The organism is Halobaculum saliterrae (assembly GCF_009831625.1).
GTDB lineage: Archaea > Halobacteriota > Halobacteria > Halobacteriales > Haloferacaceae > Halobaculum > Halobaculum saliterrae.
The window spans coordinates 1-24,471 of record NZ_WUUS01000016.1 but is presented as its reverse complement, the minus strand read 5'-3'; the positions used below and the strand labels follow the sequence as shown (position 1 = coordinate 24,471).

Annotated in this window: 21 protein-coding genes and 1 pseudogene; 10 read left to right on the top strand and 12 right to left on the bottom strand. The window is 64.3% G+C overall.

Annotated elements, in window-relative coordinates:
* Nucleotides 1-11 precede the first annotated feature (11 nt).
* The 4 genes from GRX01_RS18340 to GRX01_RS18325 form a co-directional block, all read right to left on the bottom strand.
* Nucleotides 12-416, bottom strand: a complete 405-nt coding sequence (locus GRX01_RS18340) for a hypothetical protein (protein WP_159671210.1) — start codon at nt 414-416, stop codon at nt 12-14.
* The gene (locus GRX01_RS18335) at nt 413-1,585 is read right to left on the bottom strand and encodes a thiolase family protein (protein ID WP_394351403.1); all 1,173 of its coding nucleotides are present in this window, start codon (nt 1,583-1,585) and stop codon (nt 413-415) included. The genes GRX01_RS18340 and GRX01_RS18335 overlap by 4 nt, the downstream gene beginning before the upstream one ends.
* On the bottom strand, nt 1,585-2,853 hold the full coding sequence (locus GRX01_RS18330; RefSeq protein ID WP_159671207.1) for a CaiB/BaiF CoA transferase family protein: 1,269 nt from the start codon (nt 2,851-2,853) through the stop codon (nt 1,585-1,587). The genes GRX01_RS18335 and GRX01_RS18330 overlap by 1 nt, the downstream gene beginning before the upstream one ends.
* A gap of 150 nt (nt 2,854-3,003) precedes the next feature.
* The gene (locus GRX01_RS18325) at nt 3,004-4,293 is read right to left on the bottom strand and encodes a DUF6498-containing protein (RefSeq protein WP_201289653.1); all 1,290 of its coding nucleotides are present in this window, start codon (nt 4,291-4,293) and stop codon (nt 3,004-3,006) included.
* A gap of 176 nt (nt 4,294-4,469) precedes the next feature.
* Between GRX01_RS18325 and GRX01_RS18320 the strand changes: the two genes are divergently transcribed.
* On the top strand, nt 4,470-5,306 hold the full coding sequence (locus GRX01_RS18320; RefSeq protein ID WP_159671204.1) for a bacteriorhodopsin: 837 nt from the start codon (nt 4,470-4,472) through the stop codon (nt 5,304-5,306).
* Between the two features lie 58 nt (nt 5,307-5,364).
* Here GRX01_RS18320 and GRX01_RS18315 read toward each other — a convergent pair whose 3' ends face one another.
* The 4 genes from GRX01_RS18315 to GRX01_RS19310 form a co-directional block, all read right to left on the bottom strand.
* Nucleotides 5,365-5,598: a DUF2249 domain-containing protein gene (locus GRX01_RS18315; protein ID WP_159671201.1), complete on the bottom strand. Its 234-nt coding sequence runs from the start codon at nt 5,596-5,598 to the stop codon at nt 5,365-5,367.
* 84 nt (nt 5,599-5,682) lie between these two features.
* Nucleotides 5,683-5,967 carry a DUF2249 domain-containing protein gene (locus GRX01_RS18310; protein ID WP_159671198.1) on the bottom strand — a complete coding sequence of 95 codons (285 nt, stop codon included), beginning with the start codon at nt 5,965-5,967 and terminating at the stop codon, nt 5,683-5,685.
* 113 nt (nt 5,968-6,080) lie between these two features.
* Nucleotides 6,081-6,593, bottom strand: coding sequence for a copper resistance protein CopD (locus tag GRX01_RS18305; RefSeq protein WP_321168202.1), 513 nt, complete (start codon nt 6,591-6,593; stop codon nt 6,081-6,083).
* 1,126 nt (nt 6,594-7,719) lie between these two features.
* Nucleotides 7,720-11,340, bottom strand: coding sequence for an ATP-binding protein (locus tag GRX01_RS19310; RefSeq protein ID WP_159671195.1), 3,621 nt, complete (start codon nt 11,338-11,340; stop codon nt 7,720-7,722).
* 149 nt (nt 11,341-11,489) lie between these two features.
* Between GRX01_RS19310 and GRX01_RS18295 the strand changes: the two genes are divergently transcribed.
* From GRX01_RS18295 to GRX01_RS18285, 3 genes are all read left to right on the top strand, one after another.
* Nucleotides 11,490-12,158, top strand: coding sequence for an alpha/beta hydrolase (locus GRX01_RS18295; protein ID WP_159671192.1), 669 nt, complete (start codon nt 11,490-11,492; stop codon nt 12,156-12,158).
* A gap of 97 nt (nt 12,159-12,255) precedes the next feature.
* Nucleotides 12,256-14,328 carry a VirB4 family type IV secretion system protein gene (locus GRX01_RS18290; RefSeq protein WP_159671189.1) on the top strand — a complete coding sequence of 691 codons (2,073 nt, stop codon included), beginning with the start codon at nt 12,256-12,258 and terminating at the stop codon, nt 14,326-14,328.
* A complete protein-coding gene (locus GRX01_RS18285; protein WP_159671186.1) occupies nt 14,321-15,535 on the top strand; it encodes a phage NrS-1 polymerase family protein in 1,215 nt (404 codons plus the stop codon). The genes GRX01_RS18290 and GRX01_RS18285 overlap by 8 nt, the downstream gene beginning before the upstream one ends.
* A gap of 289 nt (nt 15,536-15,824) precedes the next feature.
* On the opposite strand, the gene GRX01_RS18280 is transcribed toward GRX01_RS18285, so the two are convergent.
* A complete protein-coding gene (locus GRX01_RS18280; protein WP_159671183.1) occupies nt 15,825-17,042 on the bottom strand; it encodes an LAGLIDADG family homing endonuclease in 1,218 nt (405 codons plus the stop codon).
* Between the two features lie 325 nt (nt 17,043-17,367).
* On the opposite strand from GRX01_RS18280, the pseudogene GRX01_RS18275 reads away from it, so the two are divergent.
* Nucleotides 17,368-17,688 (top strand): annotated as a pseudogene (locus tag GRX01_RS18275) (30S ribosomal protein S17); the annotation flags it as partial.
* 1,367 nt (nt 17,689-19,055) lie between these two features.
* Entirely contained in the window at nt 19,056-19,529 is a 474-nt protein-coding gene (locus GRX01_RS18270; protein ID WP_159671180.1) for a hypothetical protein, read from the top strand.
* A 47-nt stretch (nt 19,530-19,576) separates the two neighbouring features.
* Here GRX01_RS18270 and GRX01_RS18265 read toward each other — a convergent pair whose 3' ends face one another.
* Together GRX01_RS18265 and GRX01_RS18260 are read right to left on the bottom strand one after the other, a co-directional pair.
* Entirely contained in the window at nt 19,577-20,563 is a 987-nt protein-coding gene (locus GRX01_RS18265) for a phosphotransferase family protein (RefSeq protein ID WP_321168201.1), read from the bottom strand.
* Complete coding sequence (locus GRX01_RS18260) at nt 20,556-21,245, bottom strand: HAD family hydrolase (RefSeq protein WP_321168203.1); 690 nt, start codon at nt 21,243-21,245, stop codon at nt 20,556-20,558. Before GRX01_RS18260 ends, GRX01_RS18265 begins: the two co-directional genes overlap by 8 nt.
* A gap of 190 nt (nt 21,246-21,435) precedes the next feature.
* Here GRX01_RS18260 and GRX01_RS18255 point away from each other — a divergent pair, with 190 nt between their 5' ends.
* The 3 genes from GRX01_RS18255 (at nt 21,436) to GRX01_RS18245 (ending at nt 23,311) form a co-directional block, all read left to right on the top strand.
* Nucleotides 21,436-21,831 (top strand): hypothetical protein, encoded by a 396-nt coding sequence (locus GRX01_RS18255; RefSeq protein WP_159671175.1) that lies wholly within the window; start codon nt 21,436-21,438, stop codon nt 21,829-21,831.
* Nucleotides 21,832-21,908: 77 nt separating this feature from the next.
* Entirely contained in the window at nt 21,909-22,508 is a 600-nt protein-coding gene (locus GRX01_RS18250) for a class I SAM-dependent methyltransferase (RefSeq protein WP_159671254.1), read from the top strand.
* Nucleotides 22,509-23,128: 620 nt separating this feature from the next.
* A complete protein-coding gene (locus tag GRX01_RS18245; RefSeq protein ID WP_159671172.1) occupies nt 23,129-23,311 on the top strand; it encodes a hypothetical protein in 183 nt (60 codons plus the stop codon).
* A 32-nt stretch (nt 23,312-23,343) separates the two neighbouring features.
* On the opposite strand, the gene GRX01_RS18240 is transcribed toward GRX01_RS18245, so the two are convergent.
* Nucleotides 23,344-23,760 (bottom strand): DUF2237 family protein, encoded by a 417-nt coding sequence (locus GRX01_RS18240; RefSeq protein ID WP_159671169.1) that lies wholly within the window; start codon nt 23,758-23,760, stop codon nt 23,344-23,346.
* A gap of 101 nt (nt 23,761-23,861) precedes the next feature.
* Between GRX01_RS18240 and GRX01_RS18235 the strand changes: the two genes are divergently transcribed.
* Nucleotides 23,862-24,471 (top strand): hypothetical protein (locus GRX01_RS18235; RefSeq protein ID WP_159671168.1); only part of this gene is annotated, 610 nt, incomplete at its 3' end.

The window sequence follows — 24,471 nt, the reverse complement described above, 5'->3', positions numbered from 1 at the left end:
GTCGCTCGCACTCATTCGCCGTCCTCGATCACCCGAAGCCGCGGCTGTGGACGGTCGCCGTCGCCGCGGAGCGTGAACGATCCCGCGAACGCGACGTGGTCGCCGGCCGTCGGGTCGTCGTCGCCGGCGACCTGCGCGATCAGGCCGACGCCGTCGAAGTCGGCCAGCGCGAGCCGGTTCGGGGAGCGAACGTCCGCCGGCGTCACCTCGACGCGAGTCACGGCCCGAACCGTCCCCTCGCCGAGTTCCTCGGTCCCGTGCGCCGACGGATCGCTGTCGCAGTCGGGACACTGCGGCTTGGTGTAGTACCACCGGCGCCCGCACTCGCGACAGACGAACGCGCGGTCGGCCGGCGGGTCGCCGTCGCGGCCGCGGTCGTCGGCTTCCGCCTCCGATCGACTGTCGTCCCCGCTCATGCTTCGAGCATCGTACAGACGCTGTTGTTCCCGAACCCGGCGACGTTGACCGCGATCCCCCGCGTGGCGCCGTCGACGCGTCGCTCGTCGGGGAGGTCGCCGCGGAGCTGCCACACGAGTTCGACGATCTGTGAGACCCCGGTCGCTCCCAGCGGGTGGCCGCGGGCCTTCAGCCCGCCGCCGGGGTTCACCGGAAGCGCGCCGTCCATGGCGGTCTCGCCGTCCATCGTCGCCTCCCACGCGGTCCCGGGCTCGTAGAAGCCCAGTTCCTCCAGCTCGATCAGCTCCAGCACGGTGAACGCGTCGTGGATGCACGCCACGTCCACGTCGTCGGGGCCGACGCCCGCGGCGTCGAACAGCCGCTCGCCGGCGACGCGGACGCTCTCGATGGCAAGCGGGTCCGGCCGCTCGGCCACCGGATGCGTGCCGGTCGCGCTCGCGTGGGCCGCGACGCCGACGGCGTGGTCGGCGCCGGAAACGGAATCGCCGCCCTCGCCGCGGTCGCTGCGCGTCACGACGACGGCCGCCGCGCCGTCGCTCATCGGGCAGCAGTCGTACAGCCTGAGCGGCTCGGCGACGACCGGCGAGTCGAGCGCCTCCTCCACGCTCACCTCGCGGCGGAACTGTGCCACCTCGTTGGCGACGGCGTTGCGGTGGTTCTTCGCGGCGACGGTCGCCAGCGCCTCGCGGGGCGCGTCGTGCCGGTCGAGGTACGCGCCGGCCGCGAGCCCGCCGAACGACGGGAGCGTGAGCCCCTGTGCGTACTCCCGCGTGTGGGTGAGCCTGCTGATGGCGTCCGTCACCGCCGAGGTGTCGGCGCCCGACATCCGCTCGGCGCCGACCACGAGCGCCACGTCGGAGGCGCCGCTCGCGACCGCCTCGATCCCGCGATGGACCGCCGTCGCCCCGGTCGCGCTGGTGTTCTCGACGCGGTCGGCGGCAACACCCTCGACGCCGAGTGCGCCCGCGAGAGCGTTCCCGAGTCCCGACTGTTGGCCGAGCGCCTCCGCCAACGCGGTTCCGACGTGCAACGAGGTCACGTCACCCCGCTCGATCCCCGCGTCGACGACGGCCCGCCGGCACGCCGTCGCCGCAAGATCGACGAGCGATCGGTCGTCGCTCGACGTGAAGCGGGTCATGCCGACGCCCGGGAGCGCGATCCGGCTCATCAGTCGTCGTCGCCGTTGCCGCCGCCGTCGTCCGCGTCGTCCGCCCCGCCGAAGATCCCCGCGGCCTCCAACTCGTCGAGTTCCGTCTCCGAGTAGCCCAGTTCGGCGAACACCTCGCGGTTGTGCTCGCCCAACAGCGGCGGCGCCCGGTCGAACCCGCTCTCGCTGTTCGCGAACTTGAGCGGGTGCTCGATCACCGGGATCTCGCCCAGCTCGGGGTGTTCGATCTCCGAGACGGCGCCGCGAGCGTCGACCTGCGGGTTGTTCAGCGCCTCCTCGACCTCGTACACCGGGCCGGCGGGGACGCCGCCCTCCTCGGCGATGACCTCGATCCACTCGTCGGTCGTCTTCTCCGTGAGCGTCGCCTCGATCTCGGCCTCGAGGGCGTCCTGATGCTCGACGCGGTCGGCGTTCTGCGCGAAGCGCTCGTCCTCCGGGAGGTCCGGGCGGTCGATCACCTCACACAGCTCGTGCCACAGCTTCTCGTTGAGGATGCAGACGTTGATGTACCCGTCCTTCGTCTCGAACGTCTGGTACGGGGCGAGGACGGGGTCCTTCGTCCCCATGCGCTTGGGCTCCTCGTCGGCGAAGACCATGCCGGCCTGCTTGGTGAGCCACGGCAGCGTCGCCTCCAACATTCCCAGGTCGATGTACTCGCCCTCGCCGGTTCGTTCGCGGCGATACAGCGACGCCATCGCGCCGAAGGCGGCCCACATCCCCGTGATGAGGTCGGTCATCGGGACCCCGACCTTCACCGGCTGGCGGCCCTCCTCGCCGGTGACGCTCATCAGGCCGCTCATCCCCTGGATGAGCAGGTCGTACCCCGAGCGCTTCGCCCACGGGCCGGTCTGCCCGAACGCGGAGATCGCGAGGTAGATGAGTTGGTCGTTGTACTCCGAGAGCGTGTCGTAGTCGACGTCGAGGCGCTCGGCGGTGCCCGGTCGGTAGTTCTGGACGACCACGTCGGCGTGCTCGACGAGCTCATAGAACGCCTCCTTCGCGCGGTCGTTCTTCAGGTCGAGTTCGAGGCTCCGCTTGCCGTAGTTGACCGTCCAGTAGTACGGCGACTCCCCCTGGATGAACGGCGGACCGGAGTGGCGGATCGCGTCGCCGTACCCCGGCTGCTCGATCTTGATCACCTCGGCCCCGAGGTTGGCGAGCATCGCCGAGCTGAACCCGCCCGTCACGAACGTCGAGAGATCGAGGACCTTCACGCCCTCCAGCGTCTTCCCCTGCGTCGATGGTGAATCTGTGTCGGTGTCGGACATTGTGGTGTTCCGTGCCGCGGGGCGCCCCGCGGCGTCTCCGTCGTCTCCCGTTTCGTTTACCGCTCGGTAAAGGTTTCGGCGGTCGCCCACACGTCGCGGACGCCGTCGTCGATCCCGTGCCGTGGATCGGGCGAGACCGGCCTCACGCGGTCACCGTTCCAGGTACCACGCGGCGTCGAGCGCCTCGACGATCGGCGTCGGGTCGGCGACGTGGGCGACCCGGAGCGACCGGTTCGCGTTCGGCTCGTCGTCGTTCACCTCCTCCGGCTCGGGCACCGTCAGCCCGATGTCGGGCCCGACGTCGTCGTCGGTGCCGCCGATCTCCAGCGTCTCGGTGTCGAACACGCGGTCGACGGGATCGCGCTCGACGCTCGCGCCGGTCACGGCGGTCCCCTCGATGCGCGCCTGCGGCTCGTCGAGCAGCCGGTCGTGCACGACGAGCACCCCCTCGTGAGCGCGGTACTCGACGGTCCCGTACGCGAGATAGCGTCCCAGCGCCCGGACCCCGACGAACGCGACCACGACGAGCACCGGCCAGCCCACCAGCGACCACGCCCCGATACCCACCAGGAGGATCACGACCGCCCACACCACGAGCACGGGGCTCGACAGCGAGTACGTGAGCCCGCGGAACGCGGCGTCGACGACCGCGACGCGACGGCGCGGTCGGATCGTCGCGAGCGGCTCGCCGTCCGGCACCGCGACCGGTTCGGGCTCGATCTCCGTCTCGGCGTTCCCGTAGAGCCGGTAGAACCACCCCCGTCGGTCGGGGTCGCGCTCGACCCGTAGCGTCCGGAGATCGAACGCGAACTTCCCCGCGACGACGGCTCCGAGCACGAGGTCCCCCGCGAGGCCCGATCCCGCCAGCCCCCCGGCGAGGAACACGAGCGCCCCGACGCCGAACAGGTGCATGAACGGGAGCAGCAGCACCGACCGCGGGGAATGGTCGCGGTACTCGCCGCCGTGGAAGTAGTCCGCCACCGTCTCGTATCCCCGGCCGACGACCACGGCCGACCCGCCGAGCAACAGCTGTCCGGCCATGGCGTCGGTGACGGTCGGATCCGGCAGCGTGAACACCATGAACGCGGCGACCGTCTCCAGCGGCGCGAGGACACACGCGGCCACGATCAGCGTCGGGACGTTCCGGAGGTACACCGGCGGGAACGGACCGGGGAGCGCGATCCCCCCGCGCTTCGCCTCGAACGGCCAGAACAGCCGGGAGTCGTCGTCGATCGCGTTGTTCGGACGCTTCGCGGCGAAGGGGACCTTCACGACCGCCCACCAGACGCCGGCGATCACGTCGAGGACGAACACGCCCAGCAGGACCGTCGTCGACCAGCCGAGCGCGAGGACGCCGACCGGGACGACGAGGTTCGAGGTGAGGACCGCGAGCGGTCCGGACCGTGCGTGCGGGAGGCGGACGGGGAGGGCGGATCGCACACTCCTCGGTCGACTCGGATCGTGAAACGCGCTGTGGTCCGTCTCGGCGGCCGTCGTCGTCGCCCGCAAGCGAGGATGACGGATCGTCGAGCGACCCTGGTGTCGACGGACGGATCGGCCGAAACGGGTTTATTATCCTGTCAGATTGATATGCCCGGAAGCCCTGTCGGGAGTGTATGTCGATCGGATGGAATCCGGACGTCCACGTATCGCCGCTTCAGGTGACTCAGTCCGAGGTGTTCTCACAGATCCAGGGCGACGTGCTGCTCAGTTCCTCGCTGTGGGCGAACATCGCGCTGGCCGGGCTGTCGGCGTTGCTGTTCGTGTACATGGGTCGGAACGTCGAGTCCCCTCGAGCGAAGTTGATCTGGGCCGCGACGCTCATGATCCCGCTCGTGTCGATCTCCAGTTACACCGGACTCGTCTCCGGGCTGACGGTCGGGGTGATCACGATGCCGGCCGGGCACCCGCTGGGTGGACAGGAGGTGTTGAGCCAGTGGGGTCGGTACCTGACGTGGGCGCTGTCGACGCCGATGATCCTCCTCGCGCTCGGCCTGCTCGCCGACGTGGATCGGGGAAGCCTGTTCACGGTCATCGCCGCCGACATCGGGATGTGCGTCACCGGCCTCGCGGCCGCGCTCGTCACCTCGTCGTACCCGCTGCGGTGGGCGTTCTACCTGATCAGCTGTGCGTTCTTCGCGGTGGTCCTGTACGCCCTGCTGACCGAGTGGGCCGACGCCGCGACCGCCGCCGGCACCGATGAGATATTCGCCACGCTCCGGGTCCTCACGGTCGTGCTGTGGCTCGGCTACCCGATCGTGTGGGCACTCGGCGTCGAGGGGCTCGCGGTCGTGCAGTCCGTCGGCCTCACGTCGTGGGCGTACTCGGCGCTCGACATCCTCGCGAAGTACGTGTTCGCGTTCCTGCTCCTCCGGTGGGTCGCCGCGAACGAGTCGACCGTCGCCGCCGGCGGCGCCGACCGGACGAGGACCGCCGCGCCCGCCGACGACTGACCCCCCGGACCCGGCACCTCACGCGCGCCGTCCCGATCCCCAACAAGACTGCGTCGCCCTATTCCTTCGGCAGTCGGGCGACGAACTCGCCGGGACCGCGCTGTTCGACCTCGTAGCCGTCGGCGTCGAAGTCGTCGACCTCGGCGTCGAACTCGTAGAACAGCGGCTGCGGGTCGTGGTCGTTGATCAGTTCCAGCGACTCGCCGGCGTCGAGATCCTCGAACGCGTCGTGGATGGTGGGATGTCGCTTCGCGGGCGGGACCTCGCGGACGTCGATCGTCTCGGTTGGCATGCGTCCGTCGGTCGGGCCGCCACCGGGGTAGCCCTCGCCCCGAACATCTTCCGGGTCGCGGATCGCTCGTCCCGGTGTCGCCGGTCACTCGCGTTCGACGGCGACCCGCCACTCCTCCGGGCCGACCCGCGTCGTTCGATGGGTGAACCCCCTCCGCTCGAGCTCGGCGTACAGCGGCTCGGGCTCGAAGCTGTTGACGATCACCAGCGTCTCGTCGCCCCCGATCTCCGTCAGCGCGCTCGTGATGCGCTCGAACGGCGGCGCGTCGATCTCGCGCACGTCGAGCACGCGATCGGCGTCGGTGGCGGGTCCCGCGTCGGGTTCGGTACCGGTGGCGTCGCCGTCGGCGTCGGTGTCGGCACGAGCCATACGCGGTCGTTCGCGACGGATCCCGTTGGTCGTTCACCCGATCATGTTCGACACGGTACGGCGTCGAATCGCGATCGACCGGATCCCCGGATCCCGTGGACGGTTCGCGGTCGCTAGACGCCTCCCGGACCGCCGGCCAGCAGCGCCGCGTCGACGAGCAGCAGGACGCCCAGCGCGGCGGCCGCGAGCACGTACGGGCGGGCGACCTCGGCAGCCCCTCGCGCGTCCGCGTCGTCGTCCAGCCCGAACCGCTCGATCGTGTGCCGGCCGAGTCCCATCCGGGAGCCCTCCGCCATGCGCATTCGATAGACGCCGAGTTCGACGAGGCCGTTCATCAGCCCCCACAGCGCCAACATCCCGAGGACGAGGTGGCCGCGGGTCGTCCCCAACAGCCGGGGGAGCGGATACAGCCGCCAGATCTGATAGCCGCCGGTCAGGGGTAACACGACGCCGGTCGCTCGCGTCGTCTGCAGCAGCCAGTCCACCGATCGCCCGAGGCCCGGGGCGGACAGGTCGCCGCGGCGTGCCGCCGGGAAGACCGCCACGGCCGCGTACGCGACGCCGCCGGTCCACAGCCCGCCCGCGACGACGTGGGCGACGTACGAGAGGGCGAGGAGTACGCTCACGTCCGAGGGGCGTTCCGCCGCATGGAAAAGCCTGACCGGTGCCCTCCCAGCCGCGAGGCGGACGGTTCGCCACCGGCGGGCCGGTCCCCGTCACGAGGTCGACTCCGCCGTCCGCACGGCGGCGCTTTACCGGACCCGAAGGACGACCGTCAGCCTCGTCGTTCCCTCCGGCTCGGTCACGCGCACGTCGAACGCAACCATCTCCGACAATCGGCCTAGAGTCAAATCGCCGCATTCCAGTCGAAATGAGGGTGGAGAGAATGACCTTCAAAGAGGAAGAGTAAGTCAACTCAATCTGTATACCCTAAGTAAATCCATTCTCTGTGCGAATATCAGCCGATGGCAGGATATTCCGCTCGTCTCCGTTAATCCAACCACGTTCGATTGCCCGCTTAGTATGTGTGACTCCGGCTGATAGACAAACGCTCTAGGATACCACATGCTGCAGCCAACCTTGCGGCTACGCAACTATCGACGCCTCTTGGTGAATCTCTCTGTCGCGACTCACAAGCACCGTGTGAGACGATCATCCTCTCATCGGTAACTCGAGGGCTGTCAGTCTGTGCCGGAATAGATCACCCGATCCCGCCTATACTGGTCGATATGTAGCGAGAGAACGTCTGATAGCCACGTCGGCAGGTCTCGTTTCAATACCCCTCTATCCGACTCTATCATCGCTGTATCGGGCTTCAGACCCGACGATACGGCAGTTTCACCAATAACAACTGTAGTAGGAACCACACTCGAAGATATCGACGTGATCCGGATTCTGGCTGTACTTCCTGTGTATACCCCGAATATCCAGGAGTACCGCGTATATCGGACACGGAGCTGTCGAACGTGAACAACCCCAATACCGCCTGCGAACCCGGATCTCTGCGTGGCGCTCAACGTCACTGTCTCACTGTCCAGCCGTACACCCACACAGATACGTATCACCGCCGGAGTTCACATGAGAGCGGGCCGGAGGCGGTGGGATACACCCGAGAGCGCTCCGCGGTGAGGTCGAAACAGCCGTATCTCGCGCCTAGGCGCTCATTCGCGCCCAGATACAAACCCGTCCAGTCGAAGACACACGTTGCACCTACGTTGACCGATCGATCCCCCGCTTCGAGTCGAGCGCGACTCACCGGCGTGGCCTGTCTGCAGTGGTGAGATCGAGGTCGCGAACCAGCATCGATGCCGTCTGGAGTTCCGTGAATCCCGGTTCGTCGATCCGCCACTGACTCGGCGGGGAGTTCTCGCTGTACTCTTTGGTCACCCTCGCCGGTCCGTGGGCAGGCTGATTGAGGACGTGTAACACTTCGTGGGCTGCAGACCCACTCACCGTCACCCAGATCGCCGCCTCCGGATCTGGTGCTGCGAGCTTGTCGTAGTCATCTGGAACGGCCGAGTACACGTCGCCGTTGACGCGCTCGGCTTCCAACGTGACAACTACTTCACCCTCGTCATCCAGGCCGACTGCATCATATCGCCCCTCGCCATCAGGTACGTCGAAGTAGCGTCGTGCTTCAACCGCCGCGGATGCCTCGCATGCGACATACTCCGCTTCGATGTATCGCGCACCTAACGCGACCAACACCGTATGGAGGCTGGACTCGGCGACGTCGCCGGCGCCATGGCCATGGGCATCACCCTCGCGATGGGGCTCTTTGAGCAGCCTGCGCCCCGCTGGCGTCACCGTATACAGAGTGTGGGGCGTGTCGCCGTCATGGCGAAGCAGCCCCGCTCCGAGCAATTCCTCCACCGCATCCTCTTCGAGTCCACAGTCGGCTTGGATGTCGTCCATCCCATCGTGGAGAAGGTCATACGCAAGCGGGTCGAACCGGCGCTGTTGGGCTGCATACACCGCCTGCAGAAACAGGAGCTGGCTGTGACTCCACTCAACCGCATTTCGTTCGCCTTCTGAGAGCGTGAGTGGGACCTCACAGATCGGAATCTCCTCGCGGTCCAGTTCGTCGATGTCGCCACAACACCCCACACAACGGGAGATCCCGCCGATCGTCGGCTCATACCGGGCACCACAGGAGTCACACGCGATCGCGTGTGCCTCGCGGTGATAGGTCACTTCCACGGGCAGTCGCTCGCTCGTCGGGAGTGCAGAGTCAACCTGCACCGCCGGCTGATCCACCCCAAGCGACGAGTTCGACTCTGGCACCGCCGCATCCGCCGTTCCGGCGTCGGCGAGTGAGAGGCCTGCCTGCTGGCGCGTCCGTTCGATAGCCGCCGCGTGTTCTACCTGAAAGCCGGCCACCCGTGCATCTGAGAAGGCATTGGCCGCTTCTGGATGGCCCGCAGGCAACGGCAGTGACTCGACGACGAACGGCTGTGGCTCTGGTTCCCCGAACGGCGCAGGAAGCGTGATAAGCCATTCACCACGAGAGAGCGCTCGCAGTCGCGTGCCAACCTCTTCGGCCGGAGTATCGTCGGTCGCAAGCCGCTGTTGGAGACGCGTATCGAGGGCGACGTTGCCCGTCACGAGCGTGGAGACGTTGTTCATGAGCTCGCTGTAGGCCTCCGGATCCGCTTCTCGGAGTTGCCCGGGGAACTGCATTGCGAGCGTGATACCCAGCCTGAACGAGCGTGATTGTGCCAGCAAATCGCTCAGTAGATCCGAGACCGCGAGGTCGGCCGCCTCTTCGAGATAGAGGTTGACCAAGGGGAGATCTGCATCTCCCTCGCTTGCTGTCTCGTCGCGACGGCGACTCCGTTGGCGCAGTGCCGTCCAGAGGTTCGACAGGAGAACGAGCGCAAGCGACTGCTGGCTCTTAGCGCGAAGGCCACCCGTATCGAGGATCACCAACGCGTCTTCATCAAGGACGCTCGCGAGGTCGAACGTTGGCGTCTCCGCACCGTCGACGTGATTGAACACGCGAGCGAGGCGATCATCGAGCGGGACCTTTTCGATCCGGTTGGCGACGCCCTGCATGATGTGGTCGAACGCTTGGGGGTCGTTTTCGGTAACGCCCACGAGCATCCCACGGAGGTCATCGTCACTGACGAGCGGTGGCTCGCCCTCGCGCCGGAACTGATGGACGACACGTTCGAGATCGCGGTGGGCGAACGCGTCCGCGCCGTACTCGTGATCGAATAATGCCTTCACAAGATACCGGATCACGTCCGGTGAACGGACCGCGCTGTCGAATGACTCCGCGCCTGTGACCGCCCGCAGTAGCTCGATATAGTGGTCAGTCACGTCCTGCACAGCCGTCGTCCGCGGGATACCTGCGTCCAGGTCGGCGCGGATATCGAACATCGACAGCGCGGGAAGGGTATCGCTACAGTCGAAGTAGTAGACGTTCTCCAAGTGCCCGTGTTCAGCATACTGGGTCCGAAGCAACGTGCTCGCCATGTCGTCGCCCTTCGGGAGAATACAGATATCTGCACCATCTGTCGCCTTCTGATTCGCCGTGATCGCCCTCGTGAGTGCCGTCGATTTCCCGGAACCAGTCTTCCCGAACCACGCCGTATGCAGCGGTTGAAGTGACGGCGGGAGCGCAACCGTCGACTGGTCGGCTGTCCCGTCGCGACGGCGGGGCTTGCCGATCTCGAGGCCGTGATCATACTGTGTGAGTGCCTCCGCCGATGGTGGGGACAACCCAGTTCGCTCACTCGGCAGCGCGCGAAGGGCACGTTGACTGGTCTCCGTGAGGGTCGCCCCATCAAGCAGCGCGAAATGGGGGACGGTCGTCGAGTCGGCGACGATCGCCGGTGAACGGTTGCTCACCAATGGCATGTGGTGGCCAAGCCGTCTAGTGATCGACGGCTGTCGCATGATCCGCTGTGAGACGGCCGTGGTGAGTTCCTGTGGCGCTTCGTCGTGAACAACGGGGCGCAGGTCATAGAACGCGCCGCCGACGGCTGTGAAGGTTGCAGCGAGGTCATCGACGATCGCGTCGGCGGTCGGACCACTCGCAAGGAGGCGGGCGTTCACCGTGTAGCAGTTGCGCGCCGACTTCGCGAGGATCGCATCGATCCGCGTGCCCGGTATACTGCCCGTGTCACCGCGGCGATGGGCCGAACGCAGCGGTGCATGGCGATCCTCGTCGTCGTTTTCAGTTGGTGGGAGGATCGATCCTACCAGCCGCTGTCCGACGGTGTCTCGGGCGTGATCGAGGCGGTGGACGCGATATTCGGCTTCGCCGCTCCAGTCAGGCTTCGGCTCGAGGAGTGCTTGGTAGGCTGCGGGCACGTCACTCGCTGTGAGCCCGGCTGCGATCGATGTGAGCGGAAGCCCTGGGGCGTCCTCGACACGAGCCGTATCGTGTTGCTCGGGTGCATCAGAGTAGGAGGGCGGTCGGAGGCGCGTTTGCCAGTCGTCACGGCGCTCGCCGACGCCGTGGAGTTCAGCGATGACTGTGGGGTCGTTGAGCTGTGTCTCGAGTGGTTCGGCGTCCGCATCGATGGGTGTCAGCGCGTAGCTGTCGGGGAAGAGTCGACTCGTGACACGGTGGAGAGAATCAAATGCGGTCGCGTCGGTCCCGAGGACGTACGTGAGCTCAGCCCCGTCGGTGGCGAGACAGACCTCGACGACGTGATCGCCGAGTGCGCGATGCAGTTGCTCGAACTGGTCGGTGATCCGGTCGGCAGGAAGCGGCTCCGGACTCGGCGTGATCTGGAGAAACCGACGCTCGCTCATTGCGGTCGTGTGGGCTGTGCTGGGTGTCCGCTCGTCGATGCCACTGGCCGCTGTCGGAGCGAGCCTTGGGTCATACCGAGAGGTTCCAACCCCGAGCGAAGTACTCACGCCATCAAACGGTGTGTGATGGTGTACAAGGACTGCTGTTGTCTGCGGGCTGGAAATTCCGACTGCAGATGAGGTAAATTCTAGTGTTTCATCTTCTCACTCTCCGAGGGACAATACACTGATACTGTGGCTTGGTGTGGCCCCATGGTGTGAACGCCCCGTCTCACAACGACGTCCGCCAGTGGGTCGCAGAGCGGTCACTGCGGCGTGTCGCTATCCGTGCCCTCTCAGTTGTCGCCATTATCGCTATCCTGTGCAGTGTTGGGTTCTATGCCTACTTCGGCGTCTTCGCTCACCACGCACCTGCAGACGTTCAACAGTCCGTTCGAGCGGATACGAACGTCACCGTGACCGAAGCCTACGGTGGGTACGTCGTGTCGGACGCCGACCCCGACGTCGAACGTCTGGGACTCATCTTCTACCCCGGCGGACGAGTTGCACCTGACGCGTATCTTCCGACTGCGGCTCGAATCGCCGAACGCGCGAACGTCACAGTCGTGATCCCGAAGATGCGCATGAACCTCGCGGTCTTCTCCCAGGGGCGAGCAGACGCGGTTATCGACGGTGAATCGCAGGTCTCCCGCTGGGTAGTCGGCGGTCACTCGCTTGGCGGCGCGATGGCGTGTCGGTACGCCGGAAATAACGCCGATACAGTCGACGGGGTCGTCCTCGTCGGTCGACACCGACGGATGCAACCCGTCGCCAAGCACTGTATGAGCGACTCCGAGAGCGACTTCACACCGTTGAATCAGAGTTCATCGAACACGTCGACGACTGGGAGTCGCGGCGTCTGTCGACACTGGAGCTGTTCGTGTTGACTGCGACGTTCTGGAACGGGACCGAATACGACGATACACAGCGATTACTTGCTCGTGAGCCTGCGACTGGGACCGCTACCCGACGGGAGGAGACATGATGCAAGCCATCAACGCACTACTGGCAGCAGTGCTGGATGCAGCACCCGACCCAGTGTCGGGTGCAGGCGTGTTCGTCTATGGCATCGGTAGTGTCGCGATTCTCATCGTCATCGCTCGCATTCGACAGTGGCGAGTTGCCCGCGCAGATGACACCACATTCGGCGACCTCCTCGCTGAAGAGACCGTTACAGCTGGGCGCGAAGAACAAGCAGCGCTTGATGCCGTGGCTGAACGGCATCGAACCGCGATCGCTCCCGATGCGATTGAATGGGAGTCTCGGGCGGCGAAGGTTGGAACACAGTGGACACAGACACTCACTATCGCGGCATATCCGGATCATCCTACAGATGGGTATCTCAGCGGGCTGTTCGAACTGACCGACGTGTCGTTCGATGTGACGGCACACCTCGATCCGATACCGCAAGCGCGGGCTCGCGATCGGTTGCAGGCGACTGCAGATGACCTCCAAGCGGATGCTGACCTCGAACGAAGTGTCCGTGAGTCGTATCTCAACGACCGCGCAGCTGCGGCCACAGCGACGTACAAAGCCGTCGAGAATGGCCAACGGGTGTTCGAACAGTCGTTGTACATTACGGTGCGTGCAGACACGCGCTCGGAGCTTTCGGAAGCCGTGACTACCGTTCGATCGACACTCCGGGAGCCGCCGGCACGTCTCGAACCAGCGACGGCGATCTGTCTCCAAGACCAAGCGCTCCGGTCGGCGGCGCCGATCGGCGGCGACGCCATGGGTCGAGAGTCGATCGCCCTTGGTGGCGCCGTAGGCGCATTACTCGCGTCACCGCACTCGCCGACAATGCTCGAAGAAGGCGGCGTCGAGTTCGGAATCCACAAAGATACGCGCAGTCCCCTAGTTGTGGACCCGTTTGCTCGCGAAGACGGGTATGCAATGTTCACCGTCGGTGACCCTGGATCCGGGAAGTCCTACGGAGCGAAGCAGAACTTCATCCGGAGCTTGGAGCAGTCAGATGATCGAATCGGGATTATTCTCGAACCGCTCAACAACTGGGCTGGTGTCAATGATGCGCTCGGTGGCCAGCGGATCACCGTGGGTGGAACGCTCGGTCTCAACCCGCTCGAGATCAAACCGACTCCCGAGCATGTGCTCAACGCCCGCGGTGACGATGCGAGTCCACTGAAGGAACGACAAGAACGAGCGCTCTCATTCTTCACGAACGTCTTTGCGACTCGCGGCGTCGAATTAGGAGATCGGCGGACCACACTGGAGATGGCGCTCGGGGAGGCCTACGAACAACAGGGGATTACCGAGGATGTGGCGACCCATGATCGGGAGAGCCCGACAGTCCGAGATATGCTTGATATTCTCGCGGCGATGTCCGAGTCACCGGGTGAGTACATTGTTCGAACCGCCGCGGAAGCTGAGAAGATCAGCGATGATGCCGTGTGGCTTCTCGATCAACTCCGGCCCTTCGCCGAAGACGGACAGTTCGAACAACTTGGCCGCAATAGCGAGTTCGACATTCGCGATGAGTCACTCGTGTATCTCGACTTGGCTGAGCAGGGCGGACAAGTCGGTGGCCACACGAGCCTCCTGATGGAGTTGCTCATCACGCTCGTCTACGAGCGAGCGAAAGAGACGGACAAGGAAGTCGTGTTCGTCATCGACGAGGCGCGGTATCTGATGAAAGACGCTGCGACGCTCTCATACTTGGAGACGATCTTCCGACACCACCGACACCACGACCTCTCCATTCGTTTGGTGACACAGACTGTCGACGAGTTCTTCGAACACGATACGGCAGAGATGATCCTTGATCAGTGTGCGATCAAGCAGTTCCACAAACTCGATGGGATGGACGCTGCGTGGGCCGACGAATTCGGCTTGAACCATCCACAGATGCGATTCGTTCAGACGGCGACACCTGGAGATGAGGAGTCGGGATACTCGCAGGCGCTGCTTGGCGTCGACGGCGAGTGGCGCGGCATGGAAGTCCACGCGCTCCCGCGCGAGCACGCTGTGATCGAGCACGATCCCCACGAGGAGACAGCCCCACTCACTGACGAGTCGACTCCCGCCCATGCCGATGACTGATTCAGCACTTCCCACAGCCAGTGATCTCCCCTCGGCGATGGTTGAGCGACCGCAGTGGGTCTGCTGGCGTAGTGAAGATCGAAACGGGAAGCAAACGAAGATTCCAGTCGAACCGGAAACCGGCTCATACGCCTCAAGCACCGACCCGGACACATGGCGATCGTTTGAGACGGCCAGCGCCTATGCAGCCGAGTCCGGAACTGGACTGGGCTTTGTCTTCACGAGTGATGACCCGCTCGTCGGTGTTGATCTGGATGATTGCCGAGACCCTGAGACGGGAGACCTTACTGGGGATGCTACTGCTATCGTCTCCGATCTCGCGTCATTCACAGAGGTCAGTCCCTCTGGAACAGGCGTTCACGTGATCGTTCGCGGAGAGCTTCCCAACGGCCGCAACCGACGAGGATCGATCGAACTCTATGACACAGCACGATTCTTCACTGTCACCGGCGACCAGCTGGCGGAGACGCCGATGACTGCATGCGTCAGGCCGGATGCGCTCACGGCGATCCATGCGGAGTATCTCACACTCGACGAGAGTCCACATCCCTCCGAGTCAGAGTCATCGCCACAGGCGGAGCAGACGTCTCTCGATCATACTAGAGATGGACCCGGAAACGACCTCGCGGACGATGAACTGCTGGAGCATGCTCAGCAGGCGACGAATGGCGAGAAATTCGACCGCCTCTGGCGTGGCTCGACGGCAGGGTACGAAAGTCACTCGGAGGCAGATATGGCGTTGTGTTCACTGCTTGCGTTCTGGACGGCCGGTGATGCTACCCAGATTGACCGTCTGTTTCGCCAGTCAGGCCTACTCCGCCCGAAGTGGGACGAGGTTCACTTCAGCGACGGCGCGACATACGGTGAACGTACGATCGAGCGGGCAATCACCGGGACAGACGACTTCTACGAGCGCTCATCGGACACGTCGTGGACGTTGTTTGAGACGGAAGAGGATCAAGCGGAGTCTCACACCTCTACTACTGAGACAGCACCCGTAGAGACCGATAGCAATTCTGCTGACCAGGGTTCTGTGTCAGTTCCGGCTTTGTCGAAGCTTCGAACGGAATTGGATGCACTCGAGCGTGAGAATGAACGGCTCCAACAGCAGCTCGATACAGAGCGAGCGCGGCGTAAAACAGCAGAAGCCGAACTCAACGCAGAGAGAGAACGTGGATTCGTTGATCGGCTCCTGTGGTGGCGGTGATGCCCGCATGGGCTGTTTGTGACCACCCTGATGGGTGAGGTGCATCTGAAGCAGCTTCACACTCAGCTGTGGCGTATCGTTTCCAAGCAAACAGCAACTACTGATCCTCTCGAGTACGGACGCGTTCGAACCTGTACGCATCAGCGGTCAACTGTCCGTCTCTCTGTCGAGCCAGAACACGACTCGCTGATCGAGGAGTGCTGTTCTTGTGAAACAATCTTGACTCGGTATCCGTTGCAAGACAGCTAATCGAATCTCGGTTCACACCTGCTGCGTGGCTCAACAGCCGCTATGCGATGGCGGCTGCAGTGAGCCACTGGAATGTCCCATTCCGTCCGGCGAGAAACAGCGGATAGTCTTCGAGCACGATCCGATAGTATGGCTGCGTCGCATCGACCCATGAACAGTGGGTCGACGTGTTGAATCCACTCGGCACGTGACGACAGTACACCCGCCAGTCATCGCGGCTGTGGTACGCCGGCGTGACTCCTGTTTCAACACACAGTCGGAGCACTTGGCCCGCGAGCCGGTTACTGACTGTGTAGTAGGTGCGTTTCTCGTTCCCGTCACCGGCAAGCAGCGTCTCCAGCAGGAGGCGCTTCTGTGCGGATGAACAGTCCCACACGAGCGATGGGAGCCGCTTGGAGCGACTGTCCGACCCACACAGCCGCGAGAAGATCTGACCGTAGCAGTTCGAGCCGATTCTGAACGACCGATCGTCCTCCCGATAGGCGATTCCGAGCCGATCGAGGAGGCGTCTGATCGTGTCGCGGTACCGCGGTGTCTCCTGAGCGATTTTGACCGAGGCACTGTTCCGGTCCGATCCGGTGTAGATAGACCCTTCGGTGACGAACCAGCCGAGCAGTTGGATGAAATCATCGCCCGCAAACCGGTACGGTCGTGGCCGTTCCTTTGCTCCCGTTCGGATCCCGAGCGCGGTCGATTCCGCATCGATCGCTTCCCGGTAGACGTCGAAAGTCGCGGGATCGAACGCGTACCCGACCTGTTTGTGTCGCCGTTTCGGCTCACACCCTGCTGGGAGTGCCGCTCGGAACGAATGCCCGTGTGACCCATTGTACTCCGCGACGATCTCGTACTCTGTCGCGTGGTCGGTGAGGTCGACGACCTCCGTCCGGGGACTCCCGAGAGGGTCCCATTCGGAGATGAACCGATAGCGATGCCGCTCGTTCAGTCGGTTTGCCCGTTGGTAGCGAACTAGGTCGATGTCGTCAGTCACGAACGGAACGTACTGCCCCGGTGCGAGGCGGAGGCGGGCTCGTTGTGCGTCGATGTCGACCGCCGCGGCTGGTTCGATACGGTCCACGTCGACGACACGCTTCAGTTTCACCGTCCGACTGAGGGGCTCCATTGCGTAGATCCGGTCCCCCCGCACGAGTTGTTCAACTGGAGAACTCCCGTCGGCCCCGAGAACGTTCGTCCCGGCTGCCAATCCGCCGGACCGACCCTCTTCAGTTGGTGTGACGCCGCGTTCGGTGCTGATGTCCATCTCACCATCGGTTGGTCCGGTGTTCGTATTTGAATCTCAGCCGCTGAACAATTTTCTCACCGAGTCTAACACCTGACTCCACTACCCGGTAATGACCACGGACTAAATCATGAATCAGCAGCCTGTTTTTGTAATCCCTCCACCTCTATTTGTCAGCGCTTGGCCTCCGTTTTCATCTGTGATCGCTTTGGTATTGCCACCTGTCTTTCAAGAGCGGATTGTGTGTCTGAAAGCGGAAACTGGGATAGCCGTACCATAACAATTCATAAATTATAAGTAGAGATGATATATTCAAGTGGTTAGAATATAACTTGACATTCATTAGATGACGTTGGGTTTAAATGTGGACTCGCCAGAAGAGTCCTGTTCGGACGCAAACTGCCCGTTTCATGGTTCGCTGTCAACTCGAGGGCAGACACTTGAAGGGACAGTTGCCTCCACATCGATGGAGAAGACAGTAGTTGTCGAGCGCGAATATGACGTATTCGTACCGAAATATGACCGATATATGAAACGGCGAAGCCGCGTGCCGGCGCACATCTCGCCTTGTCTTGATGTAGAGGAAGGCGACCAAGTCCGAATTGCTGAGACGCGGCCGCTATCGAAGACAAAGAGCCATGTCGTGGTTAGCGTGCTCGGTGATGGCCGCGAGGATAGACAGGATGTCGATCACCTAAACAGGAGCCAATCGCACGAAGAACAGAATCAAAAAAATGGCCTGGATGATTTATCGGAAACGACCCGATCCCGGGAAACTGATTCACCGGGCGGCGATTTCTCCGAACCTGTTGATATAGAAGATGCAGAGGAACTTGCAGTGACACTCGATAACTCGGTTGATCCAGAAGCTGTTGTCGAGGTTTCTGCCTTCGCGGTTGATGATGGAACGCTCCATGTACTCCGGCTTCAACTTCATACTGCCGGTGGAATGACCGTTGACGTAGAACTGTATTCGGACGGACGGCTGTCGGTGTTCTGGCGGACTGACACCTCCCTCGCAACGTTCGTCGATACCGCGCTGACCGAAGGCCGCGAACTTGATGATCTCGTCGCGATGGACTCGCGGACCAGCCAGCCGATTCGGGTTGACAATAATGAATACAGCGCTACTGAACTCGTCGACGCAGGGATTGAGTGGCTTTACGTCTCGTTTGCGTCCGACCGAACTGTTGTCTCGTGGGAGAGACTCTCCCAAGGGGAGGGCGAGGAGGCCGAGGTAACGGTACTCGGCGCCGGCAATGCCCTTGGCGTGGCCGGAATTGTCGAACACTACCGTGCCGTCGCTGGATCACCTTCGACCCCCGAATCGGACGCTGCGGCAGCGTGGGTAACAGCGCTCGCCAACGCCGATCTTGAAAAATTATTTTCAGCAGACTCCTTAGCGGCGGTTGGTCTATAGGCAGGAATATTAGCCGAAATAGCTGAATGAATAGATGCGAGAAGATCTACTTTGTCCGGCGAAATACTGAATACTTGGGAACTATAGGTATCAAAAGCCAATCATAATGAGCCAAAAACAGATCGGCGGTATGTGTCACGTCAAGAGCACGAACGGATACCATGTAAATGTAGAGTCAGAGATTGAAGGTACTGATGATGACTGCCAAGTCCGCACAGACACCGATACCTGCCACCTTGTCAGTGTGCACAACTATCGGAACCACGTGTTGAGTGGGCGGATCGATACATCGGTCGCGAATGGTTGTCTCGAGTACGACGGTGGGAAATCATCGGTGTCTCACGAGTGCAAGGTGTCACCGACGAAGTTTAGCAGCCCGTCGGCATACCGGTTCGATATCGATCAGTGTGACTACGGTCCGGAAACTCACGAAGATCTACACACACAGTTCGTCTCCACCAACGACAGTACTGACTTTGAACAGAGCCCAAAGGTCGATACCCGCGTCGCGCTCAACGAAAACGCCGTGCCAGCCAGTGATTGATATAGGAACACCTGGCGTCCGTCGTGCGTTAGTTAGCCTCCTTCCGTTCGTCCTTAGTGCAGTTATTGCCGTGAGTTCTCCCGCTGAGAAAGCTGTTTCACGGGTTCTTAAAGACGCTAAAGAACGGGGAAACGTCGACTTTGGCGAGCGGCGAGAAGATGTCGAATCAATCTGTATATTCACGGCCGACATTCGGTCGTTATCTGCATCCGTGTATACAGCGATTCTGTTCCTGATTGTGCTTCAACAAAAACACCTTGTCGCCGCGGTTGAGACCGTTGGTAGCGATAACCCTCAATCGCTGATTGGGACGATCACGGTCGTCGTCGGCCTCTTTTTATTAGCAGTACTCCTGCTTGTGATATTGCTCATACGCTCACGTTCCCGACTTCACTCAGCAAAAACATCTCCTCTCCGGTATGCGACCGACGAACACAGTATACTCGGAACCAACATTGTAATCCGCCCGGGTGTCAGGTATATCGTTCTCGTAAACGCCATCGGTGCAGCGGCCGCTGTGACAAGCTCTATTATAGTCTCTTAAAAACAAGTTAATTCTTTAATTCGGAAATAATAGCGCGCCGACGGCGGTCAGATCGTGCGGTCCAGCGCCTCGTGATGGAAGCCGATCGCCGCCTCCCGATCGAGTTCGGGGTACATCGGGTTCGTCACCGCGCCGGTCGAGTCGACCGCGGTGTCCGCGATCGCGATCGCCCGGGCGAGCGGAGCGACCTCGGGGTACCGACGCACGGACTCGTAGCCCGCCCGGAACGCCGCTCGCTCCGCGCTCGGGTCGTCGAGGTACCAGTCGACGACGAGGTACTCGACCTTCGCGACGGCGAGCGCGGCCGGCGCCGCCATCGGCGACTCCCAGTCCAGCACCGCGGCGACGCCGTCCTCGTCGACGAGGGCGTTCCCCGGTCGGAGGTCCCACGGGAACAGCACCGGCTCGGACACCCGCCCCGACGCGTTCCGCACTGCGTCGACTGCGGCTTCGTCGAGCCGTCGCCGGATCCGGGCGGCGACCGCGTCGAACGCCGGGGGGAGCCGGTCGAGCGCGGCGCGTCCGTAGCTCCTGAGCCACGCGACGGGCTCCGTGTGCTTGCGAACCGCGAGCGCCGATATCTGTGTCTCCGTCGGCCACTCGTCGGCCGCCCACTCCTCGCCCATCGGCTCCACATCGCCGAAGCTCCCGAAGGTGGCGGCGGAGTGGGTCTCGCCCAGGTACCGCCCGAAGGCACGAGCGATCTCGCGCCGTCGCCCGGGGTCGAGACTCGCGAACCGCTCGTGGAGGTCCTCGCCCCGCACCAGTTCGGTGATCACGTACGCGCCGTCGCCGGCGACGCCGCCGGCGAGCACCGTCGGCACGGGGATCGACGTCGCGTCGTCGATCGCCGCCGTCACGGCCGCCTCCGACCGGAGCGCGTCGACGTCGCCGCAGGTCTGCACGACGACCGGCGGGCCGACGGCGAACTCGACCACGGCGGTCGTCTTGCGGTTCCCGCGTCGGACCGGCGAGACCGACTCGACGTCTCGTTCGGGGAACGCCCGGCGCACGGCCGCCCTCGGGTCAGTCACCCGTCTCACCTGGGCACTCTAGAACGGTGTCGAACGCGTCGAGCGAATCGAGCGTCCACGTCGGGGCGTACCCCTCGTCGTCGGCGTCCGGATCGGGCCGGAGCCAGACGGAGTCCAGCCCGGCCGTGAAGGCGCCGGCGACGTCGTACTTCAGGGAGTTCCCGACGTAGACGGCGTCGGCCGGCGCGACGTCGATCGCTTCGAGCGCGCGGTCGAACGGCTCGGCGTGGGGCTTTCGGCGCGGGAGGTCCCCGGCGTACACGACCGTGTCGAGACGCTCGGCGAGTCCGAGCGCCTCGACCTTCGGCGACTGCCTGCTCCGGGGTCCGTTCGTCACGAGTCCGGTCCGAGCCGTCTCCCCGGCGCGGTCGAGGGCCGCCTCCGCGCCGGGCGTGAACTCGACGGCGCCGTGGTCGACGGCGGCGACGAACGCCGTCGACAGCGCCACCGGGTCGACCCGCCGGTCGTGGATGGCCGCCAGCCTGGCGAACCCCGCCGCGAGGTGCCCGACGTGGTCGTCGGGATCCGGCGGGCCCTCCAGCAGCGGCCAGAGCGCGGCCGGCTCGCCGAACGGATCGACGCCGACCGACTCGAAGGCCGCCTCGTACGCCGCCGTCACGTCCCCGGTTTGCCGGCAGAGCGTCCCGTCGAGGTCGAAGAGAACACCCTCGTATCCGCTCACGCTCATGGCTTCGACCGAGCGAATAAACCTGTTCGGTCGCCGGCCGGTGTCGGTCGCGGTCTGACCTCTCGGACCTCCTGCTCGGCAGCCGGTGGCCGCTCGCGGCGCTCGTGAGCCCGGGTCCGCTGTCGCTCGGGTCCGAGCCGGGCCTGCCTTTCATGTCGCTTCCGCCCCCGCCGTTCAGTAGACGATGGAGACCACGGACGCCACGCGGTCGACGAGCGCGGAGCGGCGCGACGAACGGTTCCTGCTGGCCTGCGCGGCGGTCGCGACGGTCGGCTGTCTGTTGGCGACGGCGACGCCGATCGTCGCGGGCGCGTCCGCGGCGTTCACGGGGAGCGTCGTGACGAGCGGGCTGCTGGGGACGCTGTTCGCCGTCCAGAACCTCCGGCTGTTCCGACGGGATCGTGCGGTCGCGCTCGCGCCGGCGGCGCTCACGGTCGTCTTCGGGGTCTGGTTCATGGCCGCGCCGCTGTTGTACACCACGGTCGGATTCCTCGCCACTGCAGGGACGCAACTCGCGGGGCTGCTCGTGGCCGCGTTCGCCTTCTACATGGTCGTCGCACGGCTCGCGCCGGCGCGGTGAGCCCGGGCCGCCGCGTCGGAACTCGCGGTCGGGGTCGAACCTTTGTCGACCGCGCACGTGTCTGACGTATGCCGCGGATGGATCCGGAGGCGGTGATGCGCGCGTGGGACGAGGTGGCCGCGACGTACGCCCGGCGCCGGGACCCGGACGGCTCCGACGCCGCGTTGATCGACGACCTGCTCGCGGACCTCCCGCCGGCGCCGCTGGTGCTCGACGTGGGCTGTGGCGACGGGGCCCGAACGCTCGCGAACCTCCCGGACGACGCGGTCGGCCTCGACGTCTCGCGGGCGGGACTCTCCCTCGCGCGCGAGCGCGCTCCCGGGAGCCGACTGGTTCACGGCGAGATGAGCCGCCTCCCGATCCGGACGGGGAGCGTCGACGGTATCACGGCCTATCACGCCGTCTTCCACGTCCCGCGGGAGGACCAGCCGACGGTGTACCGTGAGTTCGCCCGGACCCTCCGCCCCGGCGGCCGCCTGCTGATGACGCTGCCGGGTGGACGCTACGAGACGGTCCGCCGGGGCTGGATGGGCGGGGAGATGTTCTTCTCGACGCCCGGTCGGGAGGCGACGCTCCGGCAGTTGCGGGACGCGGGGTTCCGGATCGATCGGACCGTCACCGCCGACGATCCCCTCGGAAGCGGCACCGAGTTCGTCTTCGCGATCCGAGAGGAATAACTACTCATCGGCGAGATTACGATCGACGGCCGGCCGCAAGCATCGGCGGTGCTGTCCCGCGTCGACAGTCGATCACAGCGTCGTCCGGCTATCAGAAGTATCGTTTCGACACTGAATATTACGCGGTGCGGGCTGCAGAGCAGCAGCTCTCTCGAATCTGATTGATTCCATATCTTCGAAGCTGAAACAGCTGTTAGCTAGCTGGTGCGAATTTATGATAACAGAAGAGCAATTACCCCCTGATTCCCATCCATACTATGACCGAAGAACAGGCGCGTATTCTCGGAATCATTGGTATCGTTCTGTCAGCTCTGTCGTTGACCTATGCTGCTCTCTGGTTCGCTGGAATCGTCTGAATATGCCTTACCGGGTGGTTTTCGATACCTGGGTCTCCTGTATCTAACAGTTCCCACTACGCGGGCGAGAGGATATTTGAACTGTTCAATGACGCCCTCTAAATCTCTCCTGCAAAGACCCTCTACACCGCACACGGGTTGTACCCTCAACTGAGAATATCAACAGATTCGGAGCAGCGAATCCGGCCGATGTTCCCGCAACCGAGACGATCGCCGACTACGGTCGCCAACGACGTTTTGTGGTCCCGACGCCTCCTGAGGGCCGTGCTCGGACTCCGGTATTTCTCGTGCGACCGGTGCGGGCTCGTTCACTCGAACCTCGATGAACCGGCGCGCTGTGCGCGTTGCGACGGCGACGACTTCACGCCCGTCGTAGCCGACCGCGAGCGGGACGCGCTCGGCGGCGACGTGGCGTACTTCGCCGGATCGATGATCGATGAGCGGTGATCACCGACCGCCGTCGCCGCCCGTCGGCGGTCTCACTCGGCGTCGACGGCGTGCACGCGGAGCGTCTCCAATGGGACCTCCTCCAGCACCGCCTCGTTCGTCGCCGCGAGCACGACCGGCGGCGCGACGCCGGCGGCTCGCGCCTCCTCCCAGCGGGGCAGACACAGACACCACCGGTCGCCGTCGGACAGGCCCGGGAACCCCAGGTCGGGCCGCGGCGTGACCAGATCGTTGCCGCGGTCGCGCGAGTAGCGGAGGAACTCGTCGGTGACGACCGCACACACCTCGTGGCGCCCCGGGTCCCGGGCGAGGTGGCGGCAGTGGCCGTCGCGGAGGAAGCCGGTCTCGGGGTCGGCGCTGCACTCCCGGAGCGGCTCGCCGAGGACGTTCCGCTCCGATCCCTTGGTCCCGTCGCTGTCGCCGCCGCCGTCCGTCCGTGGTTCGGTCATCCCTGACGGACGAACGGACCCGACGATGAAAAGGCCGCGCCGGCCGACGGCGGCGCCCGCGGCCGGAACACCGAAGTCCCAGTCCCTCGACACGCCGCTCGATGCCCTCCCTGCTGGAGCGACTACTCGGAGCGGACACGCCCGACGAACAGGTCGACCTCGAATCGCGTCAGGAGACCGCCGACGAGGCGCTTCGGGATGCCGTCGACCGCGCCGGCTATCCGGTCGAGGACTGCGGGATCACCGCCGTCGCGGTCGTCAACGAGGGTCCCGACGGCGAACCGGTCGTCGTCCCGGTCGCGCGGTTCTCGCTCGGCGAACACGTCGAGGAGCCGGATCGCGACCTCGTTTGGGACCTCGTCGGCGAGGCCGCCGACGCGATCCGCGATCCGTTCGAGGACGTCTTCGTCCGCCACTACGACGTGCAGTTCACCTTCGATGGCGACGAGCTGTTCGAGGCCGAGGAGTGTCGGCGCGTGTTGCTCACGACGGACCTCGTCGACCGCTTCGCGACCGACGCGGGGTTCTCGGTCGCGGACCTCCGCGCCGCCGTCGAGGCGGCCGACGACATCGACGACGAGGTCGCCCCCGTCGCGTGGGGCGAGCCGGTCGACTACAGTCGAAGCGACGACGCCGCGGTCGTGGTCGGCGGGACGGCGGCCGCGGCGGCCGCGAGCGCGAGCGCCGCCAGCTGTGCGGGCGCCGGCGCGG

Coding starts and splice junctions, on each gene's coding strand:
- GRX01_RS18340 (WP_159671210.1), bottom strand. CDS start 416: ATGAGCGGGGACGACAGTCGATCGGAGGCGGAAGCCGACGACCGCGGC.
- GRX01_RS18335 (WP_394351403.1), bottom strand. CDS start 1,585: ATGAGCCGGATCGCGCTCCCGGGCGTCGGCATGACCCGCTTCACGTCG.
- GRX01_RS18330 (WP_159671207.1), bottom strand. CDS start 2,853: ATGTCCGACACCGACACAGATTCACCATCGACGCAGGGGAAGACGCTG.
- GRX01_RS18320 (WP_159671204.1), top strand. CDS start 4,470: ATGTCGATCGGATGGAATCCGGACGTCCACGTATCGCCGCTTCAGGTG.
- GRX01_RS18315 (WP_159671201.1), bottom strand. CDS start 5,598: ATGCCAACCGAGACGATCGACGTCCGCGAGGTCCCGCCCGCGAAGCGA.
- GRX01_RS18310 (WP_159671198.1), bottom strand. CDS start 5,967: ATGGCTCGTGCCGACACCGACGCCGACGGCGACGCCACCGGTACCGAA.
- GRX01_RS18290 (WP_159671189.1), top strand. CDS start 12,256: ATGCAAGCCATCAACGCACTACTGGCAGCAGTGCTGGATGCAGCACCC.
- GRX01_RS18285 (WP_159671186.1), top strand. CDS start 14,321: ATGACTGATTCAGCACTTCCCACAGCCAGTGATCTCCCCTCGGCGATG.
- GRX01_RS18280 (WP_159671183.1), bottom strand. CDS start 17,042: ATGGACATCAGCACCGAACGCGGCGTCACACCAACTGAAGAGGGTCGG.
- GRX01_RS18255 (WP_159671175.1), top strand. CDS start 21,436: ATGGAGACCACGGACGCCACGCGGTCGACGAGCGCGGAGCGGCGCGAC.
- GRX01_RS18250 (WP_159671254.1), top strand. CDS start 21,909: ATGGATCCGGAGGCGGTGATGCGCGCGTGGGACGAGGTGGCCGCGACG.
- GRX01_RS18240 (WP_159671169.1), bottom strand. CDS start 23,760: ATGACCGAACCACGGACGGACGGCGGCGGCGACAGCGACGGGACCAAG.